Genomic DNA, 19,915 nt, shown 5'->3' with positions numbered 1-19,915 from the left:
GTTTTTGCGGGGGTTTGGGCGGTGCCGGTACAACAAAAAACCCCTCGTGCCGGGAGGCAGGCGAGGGGAGCGCGTCGGTGCGGTCTGCAGAGCCGATGAAGGGCACTGCTTCAGCCGACGCGCTTTCCAAGTACGAGAATTCGGGTGCGCATGGCATTGACCCTCCCTCCGACGCGCCGCCACTGTCAAGTGGGTGGGACTGGCGTCTCAACATTTGAGCGGACGGACGGTCGGGTGATCGGCCGGGGGATCATGTCCGGGGTGGCCGCCCGTGTCCGGCGGACGGGCAGCGGGCCGCCGCTCAGCACGGGCAGCGGGGTGGCCCCGGGGAGCGGGAACTCGCCGCGGATCAGCGCGCGGCGCAGCCGGTACTCGTCCAGGGGACCGGAGAACGCCATGCCCTGGCCGTGGGTGCAGCCCATGGCGCGGAGCGCGAGAACCTGTTCCGGTACGTCGACGCCGTCGGCCACCGAGACCATGCCCAGATCGCCGGCGATCCGAAGCAGCCCGGCGGTGATCTTGTGCAGCCTGGCGGACTCGACGACGCCCTCGACCAGCCCGCGGTCCAGTTTCAGTACGTCCACGGGGAGCCGGCGCAGCGCGTTGATCGCCGCGTAGCCGCTGCCGAAGCCGTCGAGGGCGATCCGTACGCCGAGACGGCGCAGCGCGAGCAGGCGGTGCTCCAGCTCGTCCAGGGAGATGCGCGGGTCGCTGTCGGCCAGCTCGATCAGCAGGGCGCCCGAGGGGAGCCCGTGGCGGGTCAGCAGGGCCTCGATGGAGCCCAGTGGCATGGACCGGTCGAGCAGTCTGCGGGCGGAGAGGCGGACGGTCACCGGTACGAGGTGGCCCGTCCGGGCGCGCTCGGCGGCCTGCTCGACGGCTTCTTCGAGCAGCCAGCGCCCTAACTCGGCGGTGCGGTCGCTGTCGTCGGCGACCCGCAGGAACTCGGCGGGGGTGAAGAGGATGCCCTGGGCGGAGCGCCAGCGGGCCTGGGCGGCGACGGCGGAGACCCGTCCGGTGGACAGGTCGACCACGGGCTGGTGCAGCAGGGCGAATTCGCCGTCCCGCAGGGCGGTGCGGAGCCTGGTGGCCAGTTCGGTCCTGCGGACCACGTCGGCCTGCATCTGGGGGGCGTACAGCTCGACGCGGTTCTTGCCGCCGGCCTTGGCGCGGTACATGGCGAGGTCGGCGTTGCGCATGAGGTGGGTGGGGGTGATGCCGGGTTCGGCGAAGGCGACTCCGATGGAGGCGGCGACGCGGACATCGTTGCCTTCGATGCGGTACGGCTGCGACAGCTTCAGGCGCAGCCGGTCCGCGATCTCGTGGACCTGGTACTCGCGGGCCCTCTGGTCGTCGGTGCCGTCGCCGAGGATGAGGGCGGCGAACTCGTCCCCGCCGAGGCGGGCGGCGGTGTCCCCGGCCCGTACCGCGTCCTGGAGGCGGCGGGCCGCGTGGATCAGCAGTTCGTCGCCGACCTGGTGGCCGAGGCGGTCGTTGACGCCTTTGAAGCCGTCGAGGTCGATGAAGAGGACCGCTGTGCCGGGGTCGCCGGCACGGCGCCCGGAGAGGGCCTGGCGGACCCGCTCGGTGAACAGGGCCCGGTTCGGCAGGTCGGTGAGCGGGTCGTGCTCGGCGTTGTGCTGCAACTGGGCCTGGAGCCGCACCCGTTCGGTGACGTCGCGGCTGTTGAGGATCAGACCGCCCTGGTGGCGGTTGATCGTGGACTCCACGTTGAGCCAGTCGCCGGTGCCGGACTTGAAGCGGCATTCGATCCGGGTGGTGGGCTCCTCCGTGGGAGGGGCGGCCAGGAAGCGGCGCACTTCGCGTTTGACCCGGCCCCGGTCGTCGGGGTGGATGATCGATTCCAGTGCGGCGCCGACGAGGCCGTCCGCCTCGCGTCCGTAGACACCGGCCGCGGCGGGGCTGACGTAGTCCAGGGTGCCCTCGGGTCCGGCGATCATGATGACGTCGCTCGATCCCTGGACCAGGGAGCGGAAGTGGTTCTCCTTCTGGGCCAGTTCATGGGTGAGCGCGATGTTGTCGACGAGCATGATGCCCTGCCGTACGACCAGGGCGAGGACGACCGTGCAGCCGGTGAGGACCACGACGCGGTCGACCCGGCGGCCCTCGATGACGTTGTACAGGATCCCCAGGGTGCACACGGCGGCGGCGAGATACGGCGTGAGCGCGGCCAGGGAGCCCGCGATCGGCCTGCCGGGCTGCCGGGGCGCGGGCGGCGGTCTCACCGGCTCGGGCGGGCTCTCGGCGGCCCTGCGGACGCCCCAGGGCGCGTAGGCGAGCAGCAGGGAGCCGGCGAACCAGCCCGCGTCGAGCAGTTGGCCCGAGCGGTAGTTCTCCCGGAGCAGCGGCGAGGTGAACAGGGCGTCGCACAGGACGGTGAGGGCGAGGGCGGCGATGGCGGAGTTGATGGCCGTGCGGCTGCCGGTCGAACGCCGGAAGTGCAGGGCGAGCACCATGCTGACGAGCACGATGTCCAGCAGCGGATAGGCGAGGGAGAGCGCGGCGTGGGCGACGGTCTCGCCGTCGAAGTGCGTGGTGTGGGCGAGGGCCAGGCTCCAGGAGAGCGTGAGGAGCGAGCCGCCGATCAGCCAGGCGTCGAGGCAGAGACAGACCCAGCCGGCCTTGCTGACCGGGCGTTTGGCGAGGACGAGCAGCCCGACGATGGCGGGCGGCGCGAAGCAGAGGAAGAACAGGTCGGCCAGGGAGGGACTCGGCACGGGGCGGTCGAGCACGACCTCGTACCACCCCCAGACCGCGTTCCCGCAGGCGGCCATCAGGGAGGAGAGCGAGAAGAGCAGCCAGGCGGGACGGAATCGGCTGTCGTTGCCGCGGGCGTAGAGGAAGCAGGAGACCGAGGCGATCAGGGCGGCGATGCTGAGGCCGAAGTCGCCCATGAACAGGGCCACTTCGGGGGAGCCCCAGCCGAGTGCCGCGCCGGTGGCGTAGCCCCCGCAGATGAGGGCGAGGAGGAGTTGCGCGAGGAGGCCGGTGCCGCCTCCGCCGGTGTCGGCGGCGCTGTCCCGGTCGCTGCCGCCCTCGGGGGCGACGCGGGGGCCGAGGAGCGCCCCGGGGGGGCTCACGGGGCCACCTCGGGCGGTGTCGCCGGCACCGCCGACGCGCCGGGTTCTCGCGCCGCGACAGGGCGCTTCGGTGCCGTGCGGGTGGGTGGGGTGCGCCTCGCCGGGGCCCGCGCCGGGGCCTGGGCCGTCGGCGCACGGCCTGGTGTCGTTGGGTCCGAAGGCCGCCGTGGACGGCCCTTCCGCGTCGGATCGTTCGTGCATCGGCAGTACATCGCCCGTCGCCCCCCTCGGATTCTGATCGCTCCGCCACGTCACCCCTCGCGCGACGCGGCCCCCAGATCGGGACGATACACCAGACTCGTCACTCAGGGACATAGTTCTTCTACTCTCCGTGACGAGCAGCGGAGTTGTCGTCCCCGGCGCGGACCGGCTTCCGCTCAGCCGGTGGTGAGCACCTCGTTGCGCAGAGCGTCCCCCGCCGCGTAGCGGGTGAGTTGGTCGGCGAGCAGACGCTTGGCGCGCGGCATGAAGGCGGAGGTGGATCCGCCCACGTGCGGACTGATGACGACACCCGGAGCATGCCAGAGGGGATGGCCCGGCGGGAGGGGTTCCGGATCGGTGACGTCGAGTGCGGCCGTGATCCGCCCGCTCTCCAGCTCGGCGAGGAGCGCCTTGGTGTCGGCCACCTGGCCGCGCGCGACGTTCACGAAAAGCGCGCCGTCCTTCATCCGGGCCAGGAACTCGGCGCCCGCCAGGCCCTTCGTCTCCTCCGTGAGCGGTGTCGACACGATGACGACGTCGGCCTCGGGCAGCAGGTCCGGCAGATCGGTGAGTGCGTGCACGGGGCCGCGCCCGGTGGCACGCGCGGAGCGCGCCACGCGCGCCACCCGCGCGCACTCGAAGGGCGCGAGCCGGTCCTCGATGGCGGCGCCGATCGAGCCGTAACCGACGATCAGGACGGACTTGTCGGCGAGCGCCGGGTAGAAGCCGGACCGCCACTCCTCGGCGTCCTGGCCCCGGACGAAGCCGGGGATGCCGCGCAGCGAGGCGAGGACGAGCCCGACGGTGAGTTCGGCGGTGCTGGCCTCGTGGACACCCTTGGCGTTGCACAGGCGTACGCCGGGGGGCAGCGAGCCGAGTCCGGGGGCCACGTGGTCGATGCCGGCGGAGAGGGTCTGCACGACGCGTACGGAGGTCATCGCGGCGAGCGGCCGGAGCGCGACGTCCATGCCCTTCATGTACGGGACCACGTAGAAGGCGCAGTCGGCCGGATCGCCGGGGAACGCGGGTGCGCCGTCCCAGTGGAGATATGTCAGGCCGGCGGGGAGCCCTTCGATCTCGTCGGCCGGTATCGGCAGCCATACGTCTGAAGTCATGGTCAGGAGGCTATGCGAAGCCCGTGGCGTCGTTGAAGGGCGTTCCACGGACCGGTACGGGCCGACGCCGGGGCGGGACGGCGACGGGGCGGGACGGCGCCGTCGGGCCCATGAGGTTAGCTGGGGTGCGTCCGGTGGGAGCGGGCACGCGAGGAAGCGGGAGGGGCGGGGCAGTTGGAGCGCAGGACGATCGGTGCGACAGCACTCACGGTGGGCGCCGTCGGGCTCGGCTGTATGCCGATGAGCTGGGCCTACAGCGCCTCCGAGCAGCGGGGCGACCGTTCGTCGCGGACGGTGCACACGGCGCTCGACGCCGGTACGACACTGCTCGACACGGCCGACATGTACGGGCCCTTCACCAATGAGCTGCTGCTGGGACGGGTGCTCACGCAGCGGCGCGACGACGCGTTCGTGTCCACCAAGTGCGGTCTGCTGGTGGGCGATCAGCACATCGTCGCCAACGGCCGTCCCGGCTACGTGCGCCGGGCGTGCGACGCGTCGCTGCGGCGGTTGCGCACGGAGGTGATCGACCTCTACCAACTGCACCGGGCCGACCCGGAGGTGCCGGTGGAGGAGACCTGGGGCGCGATGGCGGAGCTGGTGGCGGCGGGCAAGGTACGGGCCCTGGGGCTGTGCGCGGTGGACGCCCGCGCGTCACGCCGTGGCGGCGGGGGCGGGGGCCGTTACGGGGCGACGATCGCGCTGCTGGAGCGGATGCAGCAGGTGTTCCCGGTGAGCGCCGTGCAGGCGGAGCTGTCGGTGTGGGCCCCGGAGGCGGCGGAGCGGCTGCTGCCGTGGTGCGCGGCGCGGGGCGTGGGGTTCCTGGCGGCGATGCCGCTGGGCAGCGGCTATCTGACCGGCACGCTCACCCCCGGGCAGGGCTTCGAACCGGACGACGTACGGGCCAGGCATCCGCGCTTCACCGCCGAGGCGATGGCGTCGAACCAGCCGGCGGTGGCGGGGCTGCGGCGGGTCGCCGAGCGGCACGGGGCGACACCGGCGCAGGTGGCCCTGGCGTGGGTGCTGGCGCGCGGACCGCAGGTGGTGCCCGTTCCGGGGGCGAAACGGGAACGGTGGGTGGTGGAGAACGCGGCGGCGGCCGGGCTGGAGCTGTCGGCGGCGGATCTGGCCGAGATCGCCGCGCTGCCACCGGCGTGGGAGTCGTGGCACTGATACGGGCCGGATGGGAACCTGGCCGCGGGTCGCGGTGTATGAACAGTAGAGACGCAGCCGTCGAAGGGATCAAGATCGTGCAACGTGCTCCAGTGGCGGCCGTGTTGGCCGCAGCGGCGCTGTTCGTGGTGACCGCGTGCTCGTCCTCCGACGACGCGGCGCGGCCTGGGGGCCCGTCGGACTCCCCGTCCTCGTCGGTGTCGGACGGGGCGACGCCCCCGGACGGCGCGGCGAAGCCGTCGGCGCCGCCCGCGAAGGGGTCGGCGAAGGTGGTGTCGACGCTGACGGAGGGCCTCAAGTCGCCGTGGGGTCTGGCGGCGCTGCCCGAGGGCGATCTGCTGGTCTCCTCACGCGACGAGGGGACGATCACACGGGTCGACTCGGACACGGGTGAGAAGACGGACGTGGGCGCGGTGCCCGGCGTCGCACCGGGGGGCGAGGGGGGTCTGCTGGGCCTGGCGGTCTCCCCGTCGTTCGCCTCGGACACCTATGTGTACGCCTACTTCACGACGGACTCGGACAACCGCATCGCCCGGATGCTGTACGACCCGAAGAGGCCGGTGGGCCAGCAGCTGGGCGCGCCCGACACGATCCTGCGGGGCATCCCGAAGGGCAATATCCACAACGGCGGCCGGATCGCCTTCGGTCCGGACAAGATGCTCTACGCGGGCACGGGCGAGACGGGTGAGACGGGACTCGCGCAGGACAAGGAGTCCCTGGGCGGGAAGATCCTGCGGATGACACCGGACGGCCAGCCGGCGCACGGCAATCCGGAGGCGGATTCGGTCGTCTACACCTACGGGCACCGCAACGTGCAGGGTCTGGCCTGGGACTCCGACAAGCGGCTGTGGGCGTCGGAGTTCGGCCAGAACACCTGGGACGAGCTCAATCTGATCGAGCCGGGCAAGAACTACGGCTGGCCGGAGGCCGAGGGCAAGGCCGGGAAGTCGGGCTTCGTCGACCCGGTGGAGGAGTGGCGGACGAGCGACGCCTCACCGAGCGGTATCGCCTTCGCCGAGGGGTCCATCTGGATGGCGGCGCTGCGCGGTGAGCGGCTGTGGCGGATCCCGTTGGCGGGCGTGAAACCGTCGGCCGCCGCCCAGGGCTTCTTCAAGGGTGAGTACGGCCGTCTGCGCACGGTGGTGGCGACGGGCGACGGGGCGCTGTGGCTGATGACGAGCAACACGGACGGCCGGGGCACCCCGAAGCCGGGAGACGACAAGATCCTCCGGGTGGAGGTGACGTAGCGGACGCGCCCAGCGGGTGTCCGCGAAGTCCCGCCCGGCCCGCGGGCGGACGGCGCTCCTTTCCGGACGCGCCCTGGGTCCTGTCTTCGAACTGACGCCGTCCGCCCGCGGGGCGGGGCTCACGGCGTCCGGTGCGTGCGCTCGCGAGGCGGAGGACCGCCCTCGCACCGGACGTACCCGGGCGACTTCCGGCAACGCGGCGAGGGCGCGTGCCGGACGCCAGTGCGAAGACGGGACCTAGGCCGTGTCTGACAAATGGCGCCGTCCGCCCGTAGGGCGGGGCTCGCGGCGGCTGGTGCGGTGCATCGCAAGGCGGAGGATCGGACTCGTACCGGGCGTACTCGGCCGAGTCCGACAACGCGGCGAGGTGCCGTACCAGGCGCCGCGGGCCAGGCGGGATTTGTCAGACACGGCCTAGCGGTGTGTCGGCTCCAGGTCGGTGAAGAGGTGGAGGCGGTGGGTCATCGCCGCCGCCTCCGTGCGGCCCGAGACGCCGAGCTTGGCCAGGATGTTGGAGACGTGCACGCTCGCCGTCTTCGGTGAGATGTAAAGCTCCTCGGCGATCTGGCGGTTGCTGAGTCCCTCGGCCACCCGGCGCAGGACGTCCCGTTCACGGGGCGTCAGGCCCAGTGAGCTGACGGCGTCGGCCTCCGGGGCGGCGGCCGGGGCGAGCCCCGGGGTGGTGGAGAGGCTGATCCGCGCCCGTCCCGCGAGCAGTTCCGTCTCCTCGGCCAGGTGCCGCGCGCCGAGCCGCTTCGCCGTGGTGTGGGCCTGGATCAGGAGCGTGGTGGCCCGTTCCCGGTCGGCGGACGCGGCGAGGAGGTCCGCCGCCCAGCGGTGGCGCGCCTCGGCCAGCTCGTACGGCCGTGCCAGCGCCTCGAAGGCGGCCACGGCGCGGGCCCACAGCTTGGGGGCGACGATGCCGTCCGCGCGGGCGAGTTCGGCTTCGAGGAGCAGCTCGTACGCCTGCCAGATCGGGACCAGGGCGGGCAGTCGCTTCGCGTGGTCGCGGACGGTGGCCAGGATCGCCTCCCGCCCCGCGTCGGCCTCCGGCAGTCCGCGCGCGTCCGCCTCCATCGCCGCGGCCGAGCAGAGCAGCGGCAGCGCGTACCGCTGCATGCCCGGCGGGAAGCCCTGTGCGGCGACCTGTTCGAACTCGGCGCGGGCCTCGGCGAGCCGGCCCTGCCGCGCGGCGCTGACCATCGCCAGCCTGGCCGGCGCGATGACGTGCTGCGGCTGTGCGTCGTGCGGGCCGAAGACCGCTCGGGCCAGGGTCACCTGACTCGCGGCCCCGGCGGCGTCGCCGCGCCCGAGGGCGAGCAGAGCGCGCCGTACGGCCACCAGGGCGCGGGCCTTGGGGGCGTGCGCGATCCGGGCCGCCTCGTCGATCGCCGTCCGGGTCTCGTCCCAGCGGCCGAGCGAGAAGAGTGATTCGCTGAGATTGACCCGGACCCAGGCTTCCTTGTCGGACAGGCCCCGCTGATGGCAGAGGGTGATGCCGCGTTCGGCGGCGGCGACCGCCTCCTCCGAGCGGCCCACGCTCTCCAGCGTGGACGGCAGGTTGATGCTGATGCGGCCCAGGATGCCGAGCGTGCCGAGATTGCCCAGTTCGACGACGCGGTCCCGTACCGCGTACATCTCGGCGAGTCCCTCCTCGATGGATCCGGACTCGGTGGCGAGCCAGCCCCGGGTGGCTCTGGCGTGCAGTTCGATGTGCTCGGCGCCGACGAGGCGGGCGTACTCCACGGCCCGGTCGGCGGCGGCGAGGCTGTGGGGTCCCGGCCGGTGCAGGGCGCCCCAGCTCGCGACGTCGGAGAGGACGAAGGCGTGCACGGCGGACGGCGGCAGGCCGCGCACCAGGTCCTGGGCGGTGGCCAGTTCGTCCCAGCCGTCGCCGCGTGTGAGGTCCTGCACCAGCCGTGAGCGCTGTGTCCAGAACCAGGCGGCGCGCAGCGGGTCGTCCACGGTCTCCAGGACCCGCATCGCCTTCTTGGACAGCGCCAGGGCCCGTTCGCGTTCGCCGCCGGCGCGGGCGGCGACCGTCGCCTCGGCCAGCAGGTCGAGATAGCGCAGCGGGGCGCCCGTCCCTTCGGCGGTGGACGGGTGGACCTCGGTGTCGTCCGGGGGTCTCAGGCAGGCCCGGACGTCCTCCGGCGCGGCGTCCCACAGCTCCATGGCGCGCTCCAGCAGCCGTAGTTGCTCGGCGTGGGCGTAGCGCCGGCGGGCCTCGACGGAGGCGAGCAGGACGACGGGCAGGGCCTTGGCGGCGTCGTGCGCGTGGTACCAGTACCCGGCGAGGCGGGTGGTGCTCTCGTCGCCCCGTACCAGGGAGGGGTCGGCCTCCAGGGCTTCGGCGAGGCGGCGGTTGAGCCGGGAGCGTTCGCCGGGGAGCAGGTCGTCGCTGATGGCCTCGCGTACGAGCGAGTGTCTGAAGCGGTACCCGTCGCCGTCCACCGGGAGGAGGATGTTCGCACCCACGGCGGCCCGCAGCGCGTCGATCAGGTCGTCCTCGGAGAGCTGTGCGACGGCCAGCAGCAGGGGGAACTCGACGGTGGCGCCGCCCTCGGCGACGATCCTGGCCACCCGCTGGGCGTTCTCGGGCAGCGTCTCGACGCGGACGAGCAGCAGATCGCGCAGGGAGTCGGTGAGTCCGGAGCGGCAGCCGGACTCGATGGCGACGGCCAGTTCCTCCACGAAGAACGCGTTGCCGTCGGAGCGCGCGAAGATCTCGTCGACGAGCTGGGGCGCCGGCTCGTCCCCCAGGATGCCGTGCAGCTGTCGCCGGACCTCGGCGTGGCTGAAGCGGGAGAGCTCGATCCGGCTGACCGTGCGCAGCCGGTCCAGCTCCGCGAGGAGCGGGCGCAGCGGGTGACGGCGGTGGATGTCGTCGGTGCGGTAGGTGGTGATGACGAGGAGCCGGCCGCGGCGCAGCGTGCGGAACAGATAGGCGAGCAGATGGCGGGTGGAGGCGTCGGCCCAGTGCAGGTCCTCCAGGATGAGGACGACGGTGCGGCCGGCGGCGACGCGCTCCAGCAGCCGGACGGTCAGTTCGAAGAGGCTCGCCGTGCCGTGCTCGCCCAGGGCGTCGCTCGCCGAGGGGCCCAACTCGGGCAGGATCCTGGCCAGTTCGCCTTCCTGGCCGTCGGCGGCCGCGGCGATCTCCTCGGGCAGCAGTCGCCGCAGGCCGCGCAGGGCGGCGGAGAAGGGCGCGAAGGGCAGGCCGTCGCCGCCGATCTCGACACAGCCGCCGACCGCGACGACGGCGCCGTCGCGGCAGGCCACCGAGATCAGCTCCTCAATGAGCCTGGTCTTGCCGACGCCCGCCTCACCCCCGACGAGCAGCGCCTGCGGCTCCCCCGCGGCGGCGCGGGAGAGCGCTTCGGTGAGCGCGGTCAGCTCGCCGTCGCGACCGACGAACACGGGACTGACTGACTTGGTCTCCACGGTTGCGAGCATCGCACAGGGGTACGACAGCGCGGCACTCGTTATCGCGGCCCCCGAGGCCGTCGCGGTCGTCGCGGTCGTCGCGGCACCGGAGGCATCCGGACCCGGGGCCGTCGCGGGCGCCGGCGGCCCCTGCGGCGGCCTCGGGCCGGGCGTCCTCTTCAGGAGGGCGGGGCGGGCGGCCATCTCCGTACGCCCGTCACGCCGCGCTGACGAACCGGCCCCGGTGCGTTCCCACCCGCCTCTCACCCTCGTTGCCGGCGTCGCGCGCGGCCTCCTTGCGGGCCTTGCGCACCTGCCGGACCAGCCGCCGGCCGTCGGCCTCACGGATCAGATCGGCGGCCCGCATCTGCTGCATCTCGTACTCGAACATCTCGGCTCCCCTGTCACGAAGTGGTTCGGCGTCCTGCGATGCCTCAACACTCGTCTCCCAGGAGGTGCGCCCGCATCGGGCGACTGCCCCATCTTCGCGGCGCGGACGCCTTAGACGCGGGGTGGCGTGCCCGGTCCGGTCTAAGGCCGCCCCGGAACGCCTCACGCGCCGGACGGGCGGTGCCCGACGGCGCGTGAGGGTACGTGGGCCCCGCGGTGGTCCGTGAGGACCCGGGGGGACCCGTCGGAACGGTTGTCAGCCGGTGGCCGGCGGGGCGGCCGGCGGCGCCTCCGGCAGGGAGACGAAGACGTCGAAGTACATGCCGATCGAGATCAGCAGGGCGAGCGCGCCGAGCGCGACACCGGCGACGGCGAACGGCTGTACCCAGCTCTTGCGCTGCGGCAGGCCGAGCGCCACGAGGCCGACGATGAGCGCGAGGACGGCGAAGATGCCGTTGGTCAGCGCGGTGGCGTGCCAGGCGTCGCCGTAGATCTCGGAGATCTGCTGCTCCGCCGTGCCGGTCTGGCCCAGGTTGATCTGGCCGACGAGCGTCTCGCGTTCGGCGATCACCTTGCCGGACCAGGTGCCGATGAGCGCGACGAGCGAGAGCAGTACGGAGATGAGTGCCGTGGACGCGGCGGCGAGGCCGCTGGAGGGCGGCGGGGTGTACTCGCCGTCCGGGTCGTCCGCGAGCAGGTCACCGTCGTCGCCGCCGCTGTCGCCGGCGTCCGGCACGCCGTCGGCACCGTCCGCGCCGCCGGCCCGGTGCGAGCCCTCCGCGGCGCCCGCCTCAGAGCCCTCCCCCGGGTCCTTGGCCAGGCTCGGGCCCGGTGCGTCGTTCTTGCCGGCAGCGGCCGGAACGGCTCGCTCCGACTGGTTGTCGCCGCTTTCGTCCGCGGGCTCTTCTGGCTTGGTCGTGGGGTTCATGCGCCGCACGGTAGGCGGCCCTCATGAGAGATCCATGAGAGTTTCCTCAGACGGCGCCGCGCCGCAGCTCACGCCACTCGGGAGCCAGTACGGCCCAGACCTCCTGGTCCTGCCGGTGGCCGTGGTGGAGGTGGCTCTCGCGCAGGACCCCGTCGCGCCGCAGTCCGAGCCGCCTCGCGACCTTGAGGCTCGCGAGGTTGGCCGACGAGGCCACCCACTCCACCCGGTGGATGCCGCGCCGGTCCACCGCCCAGTCGATGAGCACGGTTGTCGCGCGGGTCACCAGACCGCGCCCCGTGGCGGCCGGTTCGAGCCAGCAGCCGACCTCGCAGTTGCCGCCCGGCGCGTCGAAGATCCGGAAGAGGACGCCGCCGACGAGAGTGCCGTCGAGCCAGATCCCGTAGATCCGTCCGGCGTCGGCGGCCTGCTTCTGCGCGTACGAGGTCAGGAAGGCCCGCGCCGATTCGAGGTCGGTGACGATGTCGGCGAGCCCGACGTGTTCGGTCACCAGTTCCCGCGCACGGTCCATGTGGGTGAGGAACTCCTCGGCCTGCCACGGCTCCAGCGGTCTCAGTTCCGCGTTGTCACCCAGTGCTGTCGCGAACATCGCGCTCCTCCTGTCCGGCGGGCTCAGTCGCGGCCCGTACGCCCCGGCACGTGTTCCGCGTGTTCCGCGGGCCCCTCGCGCCGTGCCGGGATCTTCCCAGACGCTCCACGGCCGGTGGCGGGCGCCTCGATGCTGATCCGCGGCAGCCAGCGGTCCAGCGTCCGGGGCAGCCACCAGTTGGCGCCGCCGAGCAGATGCATGAGGGCGGGGACGAGGAGCGTGCGGAGTACGAAGGCGTCCAGCGCGACCGCCGCGGCGAGCCCGATGCCGAACATCGCGATGACGCGGTCACCGGTGAGGACGAAGGCGAGGAAGACCGAGATCATGATCACGGCGGCCGAGTTGATCACACGGCCGGTCTCGGCGAGGCCGACGCGCACGGCCCGCCCGTTGTCGCCGGTCTCCAGCCACTCCTCGTACATCCGGCTCACCAGGAAGACCTGGTAGTCCATGGAGAGGCCGAAGAGGACCGAGACCATGATCACGGGCAGGAACGGCTCGATCGGGCCTCCGCTGCCGAGGCCGAGGAGTTCACTCCCCCAGCCCCACTGGAAGATCGCGACGACGATCCCGAAGGACGAGGCGACGGCGGCCACGTTCATCAACGCCGCCTTCAGTGGGATGCCGACGGACCGGAAGGCGAGCAGGAGCAGCAGACAGCCGAGGGCGACGACGACACCGACGAAGAGCGGGAGTTTGCCGACGACGACATCGGCGAAGTCGTCGTAGCTCGCGGTGACCCCGCCGACCGACACCTCCAGGGAGGTGCCCTCCTCGGCGCGGGGCAGCACATCCTTACGGAGGTGGTCGACGAGGTCGCTGGTGCGCTCCGACTGCGGGGACGACGCGGGGACGACGGTGAGCAGAGCGGTGTCGCCACTGCCGTTGAAGACGATCGGCCCGACGGAGGCGACGCCCTCCGAGGCCCGCAGCGTCTCCGGCAGCTGGTCCAGGGCGAGCCGGTCGTCGGCGCCGTCCAGTTCGGCGACGAGTGTCAGCGGGCCGTTGACGCCGGGGCCGAAGCCGTCGGCCAGCCGGTCGTACGCCTGGCGGGTGGTGCTGGTGGCCGGGTTGTTGCCCTGGTCGGAGGTGCCCAGATGGAGCGAGAACGTGGGCAGGGCGAGCACCAGCATCACGACGACGGCGGCGGCGCCGAGCAGCCGGGGGTGGCGGGACACGAAGGCTGACCAGCGCGCGGCGAAGCCGGTGGGCTGCTCGGGCCGTGGACCGTGTTCGGCGAGCCGGGCGCGTTCGCGGCGGCTCAGCGCGCGCCCGCCGGTGTACGAGAGCAGGGCCGGCAGCAGGGTCACGGACGCGGCGACCGTGAGCGCGACGGTGAGCGAGGCGGCGATGGCGACGCCGTTGAGGAAGCTCAGCCTCAGCACCAGCATGCCGAGCAGCGCGATGCAGACGGTGGCCCCGGCGAAGACGACGGCGCGCCCCGTGGTGGCGACGGCCTCCGTGGCCGCCCGGGTGACCGTGAGGCCCTGTTTGAGGCCCTTGCGGTGTCTGGTCACGATGAACAGCGCGTAGTCGATGCCGACGCCGAGCCCGACGAGCAGGCCGAGCATGGGCGCGAAGTCGGCCACGGTCATGAGGTGCCCGAGGAGGGCGATGCCCGCGTACGCCGTCCCGACCGACACCAGCGCGGTGGCGATGGGCAGCAGGCTCGCCGCGAGCGAGCCGAAGGCGAGGAAGAGGACCACGGCGGCCATGGCGACGCCCACGATCTCGGCCGTGTGCGTGGTGGCGCCTTCGGTGAGGGCGACGGCGCTGCCGCCGAGCTCCACCTGGAGGTCGTCGCCGGCCGCCTCCTTCGCCGTGTCGACGACGGCGCGGGCCTGGGCGGCGGGGATGTTGTCGACCTGCTGGTCGAAGGTGACGACGGCGTACGCGGTGCGGCCGTCGTCGCTGATCTGGCGGGCGCTCTCGCCGTCGTCCGGGCCCGGTGTGTACGGGGGCGTGCCCGCGTCGCCGGGGAGGGCGTAGGGGCTCGTCACGGAGGCCACGCCGGGCAGCTTGGCGATCTCACCGAGCGTGACGCCCATGCGCAGTTCGACGTCGTGCGCGCGGACGGAGCCGCGCTCGGTGTGCCAGACCACAGTGTCGCTGTCGCCGCCGCGGCCGGGGAAGCCCTTCTCCAGGAGTTCGACGGCGTGGCCGGACTCGGTGCCGGGTGCCTCGTAGTCGTTGGAGTACGAGGTCCCGGCGACGACGGCGCCGGCCGCGGTGGAGCCGAGGGCCAGCAGCCACAGGAGTACGACCAGGAGCCGGTGCCTGACGCACCACCGCGCGACTGCTGCCAACGGTCTGCTCCCCTGCGTGGTTCGGAGAGCCCGATTCTGACATCGAATCGTGATCGTTTGCCCGTTTGGTGGGGTTACTCACACCCGGTTGACCTGGCGTTCGACTGGACGGGGGCGAGAATTCCCTTTCCGTTCCGGTCCGCTCGCGACCGGCTCGTGGTCCGCCCCCGCCCCGGCTCCGGACCGGCTCCCGGTTCAGCCCGAGACGCTCGGCTTCCCGTTCTCGATGTGCCCCATCAGCCGTCGCCGGAAGCCCCGGTCCGCCGTCACCTCGATGTCGTACCACCCGTGCGCGTCGGCGGCCGAGTGCACGACGCCGCGCCGCCGCCCCGGCCTGACCGTGAACTCGCGCTTCCAGTCACGGAGGTCGGCCTCGTCGGCGTAGCCGAGCGAGCGCACGGTGAAGGTGAGGGGCAGGTCGCCCTCATTACGGAGGGTGAGATGCACATCGCGGTCGTGGTGGTCGACTGACGAGGTCACCTCGGCGCCGCCGTCCGCGACGGGGCCGGCGAACTCACGGCGGAAGCCGTTGGGACCGGTCACCGTGAAACGGTAGGCGTCACCGGTGAGGGGCACCGTCCACTGCCCCGTGCCTCTGACGTCCCGGTGCTGCGGGACGTCGAACTCGCCCGCGTACGGATACAGCGCCAGGTGCGCGCTGGCCCGCCCCGTGTTGCGCAGTTCGAGCCGCAGGGCCCGCGCCCCGGCCTCTCCCGTCACGAGGCGGCCGTGCACGTCCGGCTGGTACGGCAGCGGCCTGGCGGGGCGCGTGCCGGGCTCCTGGACCGGCATCCGCTGCACGGCCGGCGGCACGGGCCGCCACCGGCCCGTGAACGGCGGGACGGTTCCGGGCTGTTCGACGTCCGGGCGCGGCCGGACCCGGCCGAAGTCGAAGGCGGAGGTCAGATCGCCGGTGACGGCGCGCCGCCACGGCGTGATGTTGGGCTCCCTCACCCCGGTCCACGTCTCCAGGAAGCGGACGACCGACGTGTGGTCGAAGACCTGCGAGCAGACGTAACCGCCTACGGTCCAGGGCGAGACGACGAGCAGCGGTACGCGGATGCCGAGCCCGGTCGGGCGGCCCTCCCAGCGCTCGTCGGGATCGTCCACGGGTGGCACGGGGGGCGGGACGTGGTCGAAGAAGCCGTCGTTCTCGTCGTAGTTGATCAGCAGGACCGTGTGCCGCCAGACCTCCGGGTGCGAGCCGAGCGCGTCGAGCACCTGGTGGACGAGACCGGCGCTGGCGGCCGGGGACGACGCGCCGGGGTGCTCGGAGTCGGCCGCCGACGGCACCAGGTACGACACCTCCGGCAGCCGCCCTGCGGCCACGTCGGCGCGGAACGCCGCGGCGAGGGTGCCCGACTCGACGCGCCGCAGCCCGCGTTCGAAGAGCGAGCGTTCACGGGCGGTGAGGGTCTCCACGCCTTCGTCGAGCGCGGCCAGGAGCCTCGCCCGCCCGGCGGGGTCGTCCGTCGCGCGCACGGCGGCGTAGAAGGACTCCATGTAGGTGAAGCCGTCGCCGCCGTCGAGTGCGCGCGCCCTGACGAGCGCCTTTCTCGCGATCTTCTTGAAGGAGGTGAAGAACTCGATGTTGTTGTCGGTGAAGTTCTCCCACTCCGTGTACGTCCTCCAGCTCCGCCCGGCCTTCTCCAGCCGCTCCGCGTAGGTGGGCCACGCGTAGCCGGGATGCCCGCCCTCGTCGTACGCGTCGTTCCCGACCGCGCGCCGCCCGTCGGCCTCGTGGCCGGTCCAACCGCTCCACAGATGGTTGCGGTTGGGGCTCGTGGAGGTGTGGATCGACGAGTGGTAGGCGTCGCAGACGGTGAAGGTGTCGGCCAGTTCGTAGTGCAGCGGGATGTCGGCGCGGTCGTAGTACGCCATGGTGGCGGCGGTCTTGGCGGAGACCCAGCCGTCCATCCAGCCGTTGTTCCACGCCTTGGCGCCGCCGTTCCAGGAGTGGTCGAGGTCGCCTATGTACTGAAGGTCCTTGCGCTGGGCCTCGGCGGCGTCGCGTACGGGGAAGGGCAGGACGGTCGCGGCGTCGCCGCCCCCCGCCGTGGGCGCGGCGGCCGGCTGGGCGAACACGGGGCGGCCCGTGGGCAGTTCGACGGCGTTGCGGTCCCCGAAGCCGCGGACGCCGCGCAGCGTGCCGAAGTAGTGGTCGAACGACCGGTTCTCCTGCATCAGCACCACGACATGTCTGACGGCGTCCAGTCCCCCGGCCGGCGCCCCGGCGGCGATGGCGGCCCGCAGGGACGGCGGCAGCAGGGAGCCCGCCGCGGCGGCGCCGGCGGCGCCTCCGCCGAGCGCGATGAGGCGGCGCCGTGAGATGTCAGTGGCCAAGAGATCCTCCCGGGTCAGGTACTACGGCCCGGAAGTTAGCCACCGCGGGTGGCGGTGGGAAGACCCGGGGACGGCCCGCCGGTGAACGTCCGGGAACCCCCCTCGCCGGGGCCCTGTCGCACGCGTTCCGGGACCCGAGTCCGGGCCGATCCGTAGCGGGCGGGACGCCCCGTGGCGCAAGCTGTGCGGGTCCGCCGACCGCGCCTCCCGGGGAAGCCCTCGGGAGCGGGACCGACGAGGGGACCCCATGAAGCCGAGACCCATGAAGACGACAGGGACAGCCAGCCCATGAATGTCACCGTGTTCGGCGCCACCGGGCGTACCGGACAAGCCTTCCTCACCGCCGCCGCACGCGCCGGGCACCGCGCCACCGCGCAGGTACGGGACCCCGCGCGGCTCGGCGGCGCCCCCGTCGACCGGGTGGTGACCGGCAGCCCCTTCGACGAGAGCGCCGTGGCCGACGCACTCGGCGGCGCCGACGCCGCGGTGGTCGCCTTCGGTCTCAAGGGCAACCGGACGACGCCGCTGTACTCACGCGGCACCGAACTGATCGTGGAGGCGATGCGCGAACCCGGCGTACGGCGGCTGATCGTCGTCTCGGAGGCCGGCTACGGCTCGCACGTACGGGGCTTCTCGGGCCGTACCATCGCCGCCCTGTACCGGGCGACGGCCCGCCCCCTGCTGCGGGAACGGGAGGCGCAGGACGCGGTCGTCCTCACCAGCGGACTGGACTGGACCGTCGTGCGGTCCGGAGTGCTGCACCACGGCCCCGCGCGGGGCAACCGCCCCCGGTCGTTCACGCCGCACCGGGGCCTCGCGCCCCGTACGACCTACGCGGACCTCGCCGACCTCGTCCTGGACGCGCTGGACGACCCCGCGACGTACGGCAGGGACCTGTACCCGTAGGGGCGCGCCCAGCCGCCGCCGCTCAGTTCCGGTGCGGCCACACCAGCAGGACCGGGCACGGCGCGTGGTCGACCACGAAGCGGGACTCGGGGCCGAGGCTGTGCGGACCCGGTCGGTCGGGGTCGCCGTCGCGCGCGCAGATCAGCAGGTCCGCGTCCGCCGCGGCGCGGACGACCTCCTCCTGCGGCCGGCCGTGCCGGTCGAGCAGTTCACAGGGCCGGCCGAGGCGGTGCGCGGCCTCCTCCAGGAGGTCGGCGCCCGCCTCGCCGGACAGCGCCTCCAGACGGCTGCCGGGGTCGCGCTCGGGCCCGTGGCCACGGCCGAGGAGTCCCGCGTACGCCCGGTGCGCCTCGGCGGCGATCCGGTCGTCGCCCACGTGCAGCAGGACGACATGGTCGTCCGGCGCCCTGTCCCGCGCGGCGTCGACGCACGCGGGCCAGGTGGACGGGCTGATCCAGACGAGGGCGGTTGTCTTCACGTCACTCACAACTGGAGCGTGCCCCACAGAGCGACCGTCGAAGCGATCAGCGTCGCGGGAACGGTGAGCAGTCCGAGCCGGGTGAACTGCCCCAGGGAGGGCGCGGAATCGTGTTCGTGCAGGACACGGCGCCACAGGAGGGTGGCGAGGGAACCGACGTAGGTGAGGTTGGGGCCCAGATTCACCCCGATGAGCGCGGCGAGGACGGGGCCGGGGCCCGCGGCGGCGACGACGGGCAGCAGGGCCAGGATCGCGGGCAGGTTGTTGATCAGGTTGGCCAGGAGCGCGGCGACGGCGGCGATCGCGAGCAGGGCGGTGAGGGATTCGCCGTTCGGGAGGATCCGGTCGATTCCGGTGTCGAGGCCGTTGTCGACGACGGCCTTGACGACGATGCCCAGCGCGAGCACGAAGAGACAGAACAGCGGGGACGCCGCGCGGAAGAGGGCGGGGACCGTGGTGCGCCGGCGCCGTAGCGCGCGGGCGGCGAGCACGGCCGCGCCGGCACAGGCCGCCCAGAGGGGTTCGATGCCGATCAGGGAGGTGACGGCGAACGCGACGAGTGTCAGGCCGAGGACGACGAGCGTGAACGTCGGTACGGGGCGCGGCTCGACCTCTTTGGGAGGGTGCGCCAGGACGGCCAGGTCGGCGGCGAAGAAACGGCGCAGGACGACGTACTCGACCGCGATCGCCGCGAGCCACGGGAGCGCCATGAGCAGGGCGAACCGGGTGAAGGACAGACCGCTGGCCGTGAACGCGAGGAGGTTGGTCAGGTTGGAGACGGGGAGCAGCAGCGACGCGGAGTTGGCGAGGTGGGTGCAGGCGTAGACGTGCGGACGGGGGTGGGCTCCGACCCGGCTCGCGGTCACGAAGACGACGGGGGTGAGGAGGACGACGGTGGCGTCGAGGCTCAGTACGGCGGTGGTGACGGCGGCGACGCCGAAGACGCCACCGAGCAGACGGCGCGGGTGCCCGCCGCAGAACCGGGCGACGATGTCGCCCGCCGCGTCGAACAGACCGTCGTCGTCGCAGAGCTGGGCCAGTACGAGAATCGCCGCGAGGAACCCGACGACGGGCAGGAGGGTGTGGGTCTGCTCCCACGCCTCGGCCGGCGAGACGGCGCCGATCACGACGACGAGCCCGGCGGCGGGGAGCGCGGCGAGGGCCTCGGGCAGTCCTCTCGGCCGCGCGACGGCGAAGACGAGCACGGCGAGGAGGAGCCCGACGGACACGATCTCGGCGACGAGGCTGTTCACGGGCGGCGCCGCGGCCTTTCTCGGGTGCGGGGGTTCGGACGGAGCGGTCGCGGGGGCGACGCCCGCCCAACCTACGACCCGCGCACGGGTCTGCCCCGCGACACCCCCGGCGGGGCGCGGGGCGGGTACCGGGGCGTGGGGTCGTCGGCGGGGTCACGCGACCACCGGCCGCGGTCGTCTCAAACGCCGGACGGGCTGGACACGCACCCCACCGGGCACGCAAGCGGTGCCCACGACCCAAAGACGTCAACGGGGCCACCCGACCACCGGCCGCGGTCGTCCTCAAACACCGGACGGGCTCGAAAGCCAGCGGGCGCGAGTGGGGGCGGGCGAGGGGGGGGGGGGGGGGGGGGGCCGCCCCGGGGGGGGGGGGGGGGGGGGGCGGGTTCGGTCTCCCCGGTTCGGCGTTCCCGGGCCCCTTCTCGTACCCCGGCCGCGTCC

13 protein-coding genes are annotated in these 19,915 nt (G+C 73.1%); 3 read left to right on the top strand and 10 right to left on the bottom strand.

Annotated elements, in window-relative coordinates; all coding sequences use genetic code 11:
• Positions 1–185: 185 nt before the first annotated feature.
• Together ACZ61E_RS19720 and ACZ61E_RS19715 are read right to left on the bottom strand one after the other, a co-directional pair.
• Entirely contained in the window at positions 186–3,101 is a 2,916-nt protein-coding gene (locus tag ACZ61E_RS19720; RefSeq protein ID WP_469701003.1) for a putative bifunctional diguanylate cyclase/phosphodiesterase, read from the bottom strand.
• 377 nt (positions 3,102–3,478) lie between these two features.
• A complete protein-coding gene (locus ACZ61E_RS19715; RefSeq protein WP_469701001.1) occupies positions 3,479–4,417 on the bottom strand; it encodes a 2-hydroxyacid dehydrogenase in 939 nt (312 codons plus the stop codon).
• 174 nt (positions 4,418–4,591) lie between these two features.
• Here ACZ61E_RS19715 and ACZ61E_RS19710 point away from each other — a divergent pair, with 174 nt between their 5' ends.
• Both ACZ61E_RS19710 and ACZ61E_RS19705 read left to right on the top strand, forming a co-directional pair.
• Positions 4,592–5,590, top strand: coding sequence for an aldo/keto reductase (locus ACZ61E_RS19710; protein ID WP_469701000.1), 999 nt, complete (start codon positions 4,592–4,594; stop codon positions 5,588–5,590).
• 38 nt (positions 5,591–5,628) lie between these two features.
• Entirely contained in the window at positions 5,629–6,837 is a 1,209-nt protein-coding gene (locus ACZ61E_RS19705; protein ID WP_469700998.1) for a PQQ-dependent sugar dehydrogenase, read from the top strand.
• Positions 6,838–7,251: 414 nt separating this feature from the next.
• Here ACZ61E_RS19705 and ACZ61E_RS19700 read toward each other — a convergent pair whose 3' ends face one another.
• The 6 genes from ACZ61E_RS19700 to ACZ61E_RS19675 all read right to left on the bottom strand — a co-directional run bounded on the left by ACZ61E_RS19700 (position 7,252) and on the right by ACZ61E_RS19675 (position 16,837).
• Complete coding sequence (locus ACZ61E_RS19700) at positions 7,252–10,293, bottom strand: helix-turn-helix transcriptional regulator (protein WP_469700996.1); 3,042 nt, start codon at positions 10,291–10,293, stop codon at positions 7,252–7,254.
• A gap of 187 nt (positions 10,294–10,480) precedes the next feature.
• Positions 10,481–10,654, bottom strand: a complete 174-nt coding sequence (locus ACZ61E_RS19695) for a hypothetical protein (protein ID WP_469700994.1) — start codon at positions 10,652–10,654, stop codon at positions 10,481–10,483.
• Between the two features lie 255 nt (positions 10,655–10,909).
• The gene (locus tag ACZ61E_RS19690) at positions 10,910–11,581 is read right to left on the bottom strand and encodes a hypothetical protein (RefSeq protein ID WP_469700993.1); all 672 of its coding nucleotides are present in this window, start codon (positions 11,579–11,581) and stop codon (positions 10,910–10,912) included.
• A 46-nt stretch (positions 11,582–11,627) separates the two neighbouring features.
• The gene (locus tag ACZ61E_RS19685) at positions 11,628–12,188 is read right to left on the bottom strand and encodes a GNAT family N-acetyltransferase (protein ID WP_469700992.1); all 561 of its coding nucleotides are present in this window, start codon (positions 12,186–12,188) and stop codon (positions 11,628–11,630) included.
• Between the two features lie 23 nt (positions 12,189–12,211).
• Positions 12,212–14,494, bottom strand: a complete 2,283-nt coding sequence (locus tag ACZ61E_RS19680) for an MMPL family transporter (RefSeq protein ID WP_469700990.1) — start codon at positions 14,492–14,494, stop codon at positions 12,212–12,214.
• A 195-nt stretch (positions 14,495–14,689) separates the two neighbouring features.
• Positions 14,690–16,837: a phosphocholine-specific phospholipase C gene (locus ACZ61E_RS19675; RefSeq protein WP_469700988.1), complete on the bottom strand. Its 2,148-nt coding sequence runs from the start codon at positions 16,835–16,837 to the stop codon at positions 14,690–14,692.
• Between the two features lie 288 nt (positions 16,838–17,125).
• Here ACZ61E_RS19675 and ACZ61E_RS19670 point away from each other — a divergent pair, with 288 nt between their 5' ends.
• Positions 17,126–17,743 carry an NAD(P)-dependent oxidoreductase gene (locus tag ACZ61E_RS19670; RefSeq protein ID WP_469700987.1) on the top strand — a complete coding sequence of 206 codons (618 nt, stop codon included), beginning with the start codon at positions 17,126–17,128 and terminating at the stop codon, positions 17,741–17,743.
• Between the two features lie 22 nt (positions 17,744–17,765).
• On the opposite strand, the gene ACZ61E_RS19665 is transcribed toward ACZ61E_RS19670, so the two are convergent.
• Both ACZ61E_RS19665 and ACZ61E_RS19660 read right to left on the bottom strand, forming a co-directional pair.
• Positions 17,766–18,230 carry a universal stress protein gene (locus ACZ61E_RS19665; RefSeq protein ID WP_469700985.1) on the bottom strand — a complete coding sequence of 155 codons (465 nt, stop codon included), beginning with the start codon at positions 18,228–18,230 and terminating at the stop codon, positions 17,766–17,768.
• Complete coding sequence (locus ACZ61E_RS19660; protein WP_469700983.1) at positions 18,227–19,474, bottom strand: SLC13 family permease; 1,248 nt, start codon at positions 19,472–19,474, stop codon at positions 18,227–18,229. The genes ACZ61E_RS19665 and ACZ61E_RS19660 overlap by 4 nt, the downstream gene beginning before the upstream one ends.
• Positions 19,475–19,915 lie beyond the last annotated feature (441 nt).

The sequence above is a fragment of the Streptomyces sp. NPDC104581 genome, from assembly GCF_055583685.1.
The sequence above is the reverse complement of the archived record's forward strand: the minus strand, read 5'-3'. Positions and strand labels throughout refer to the sequence as shown.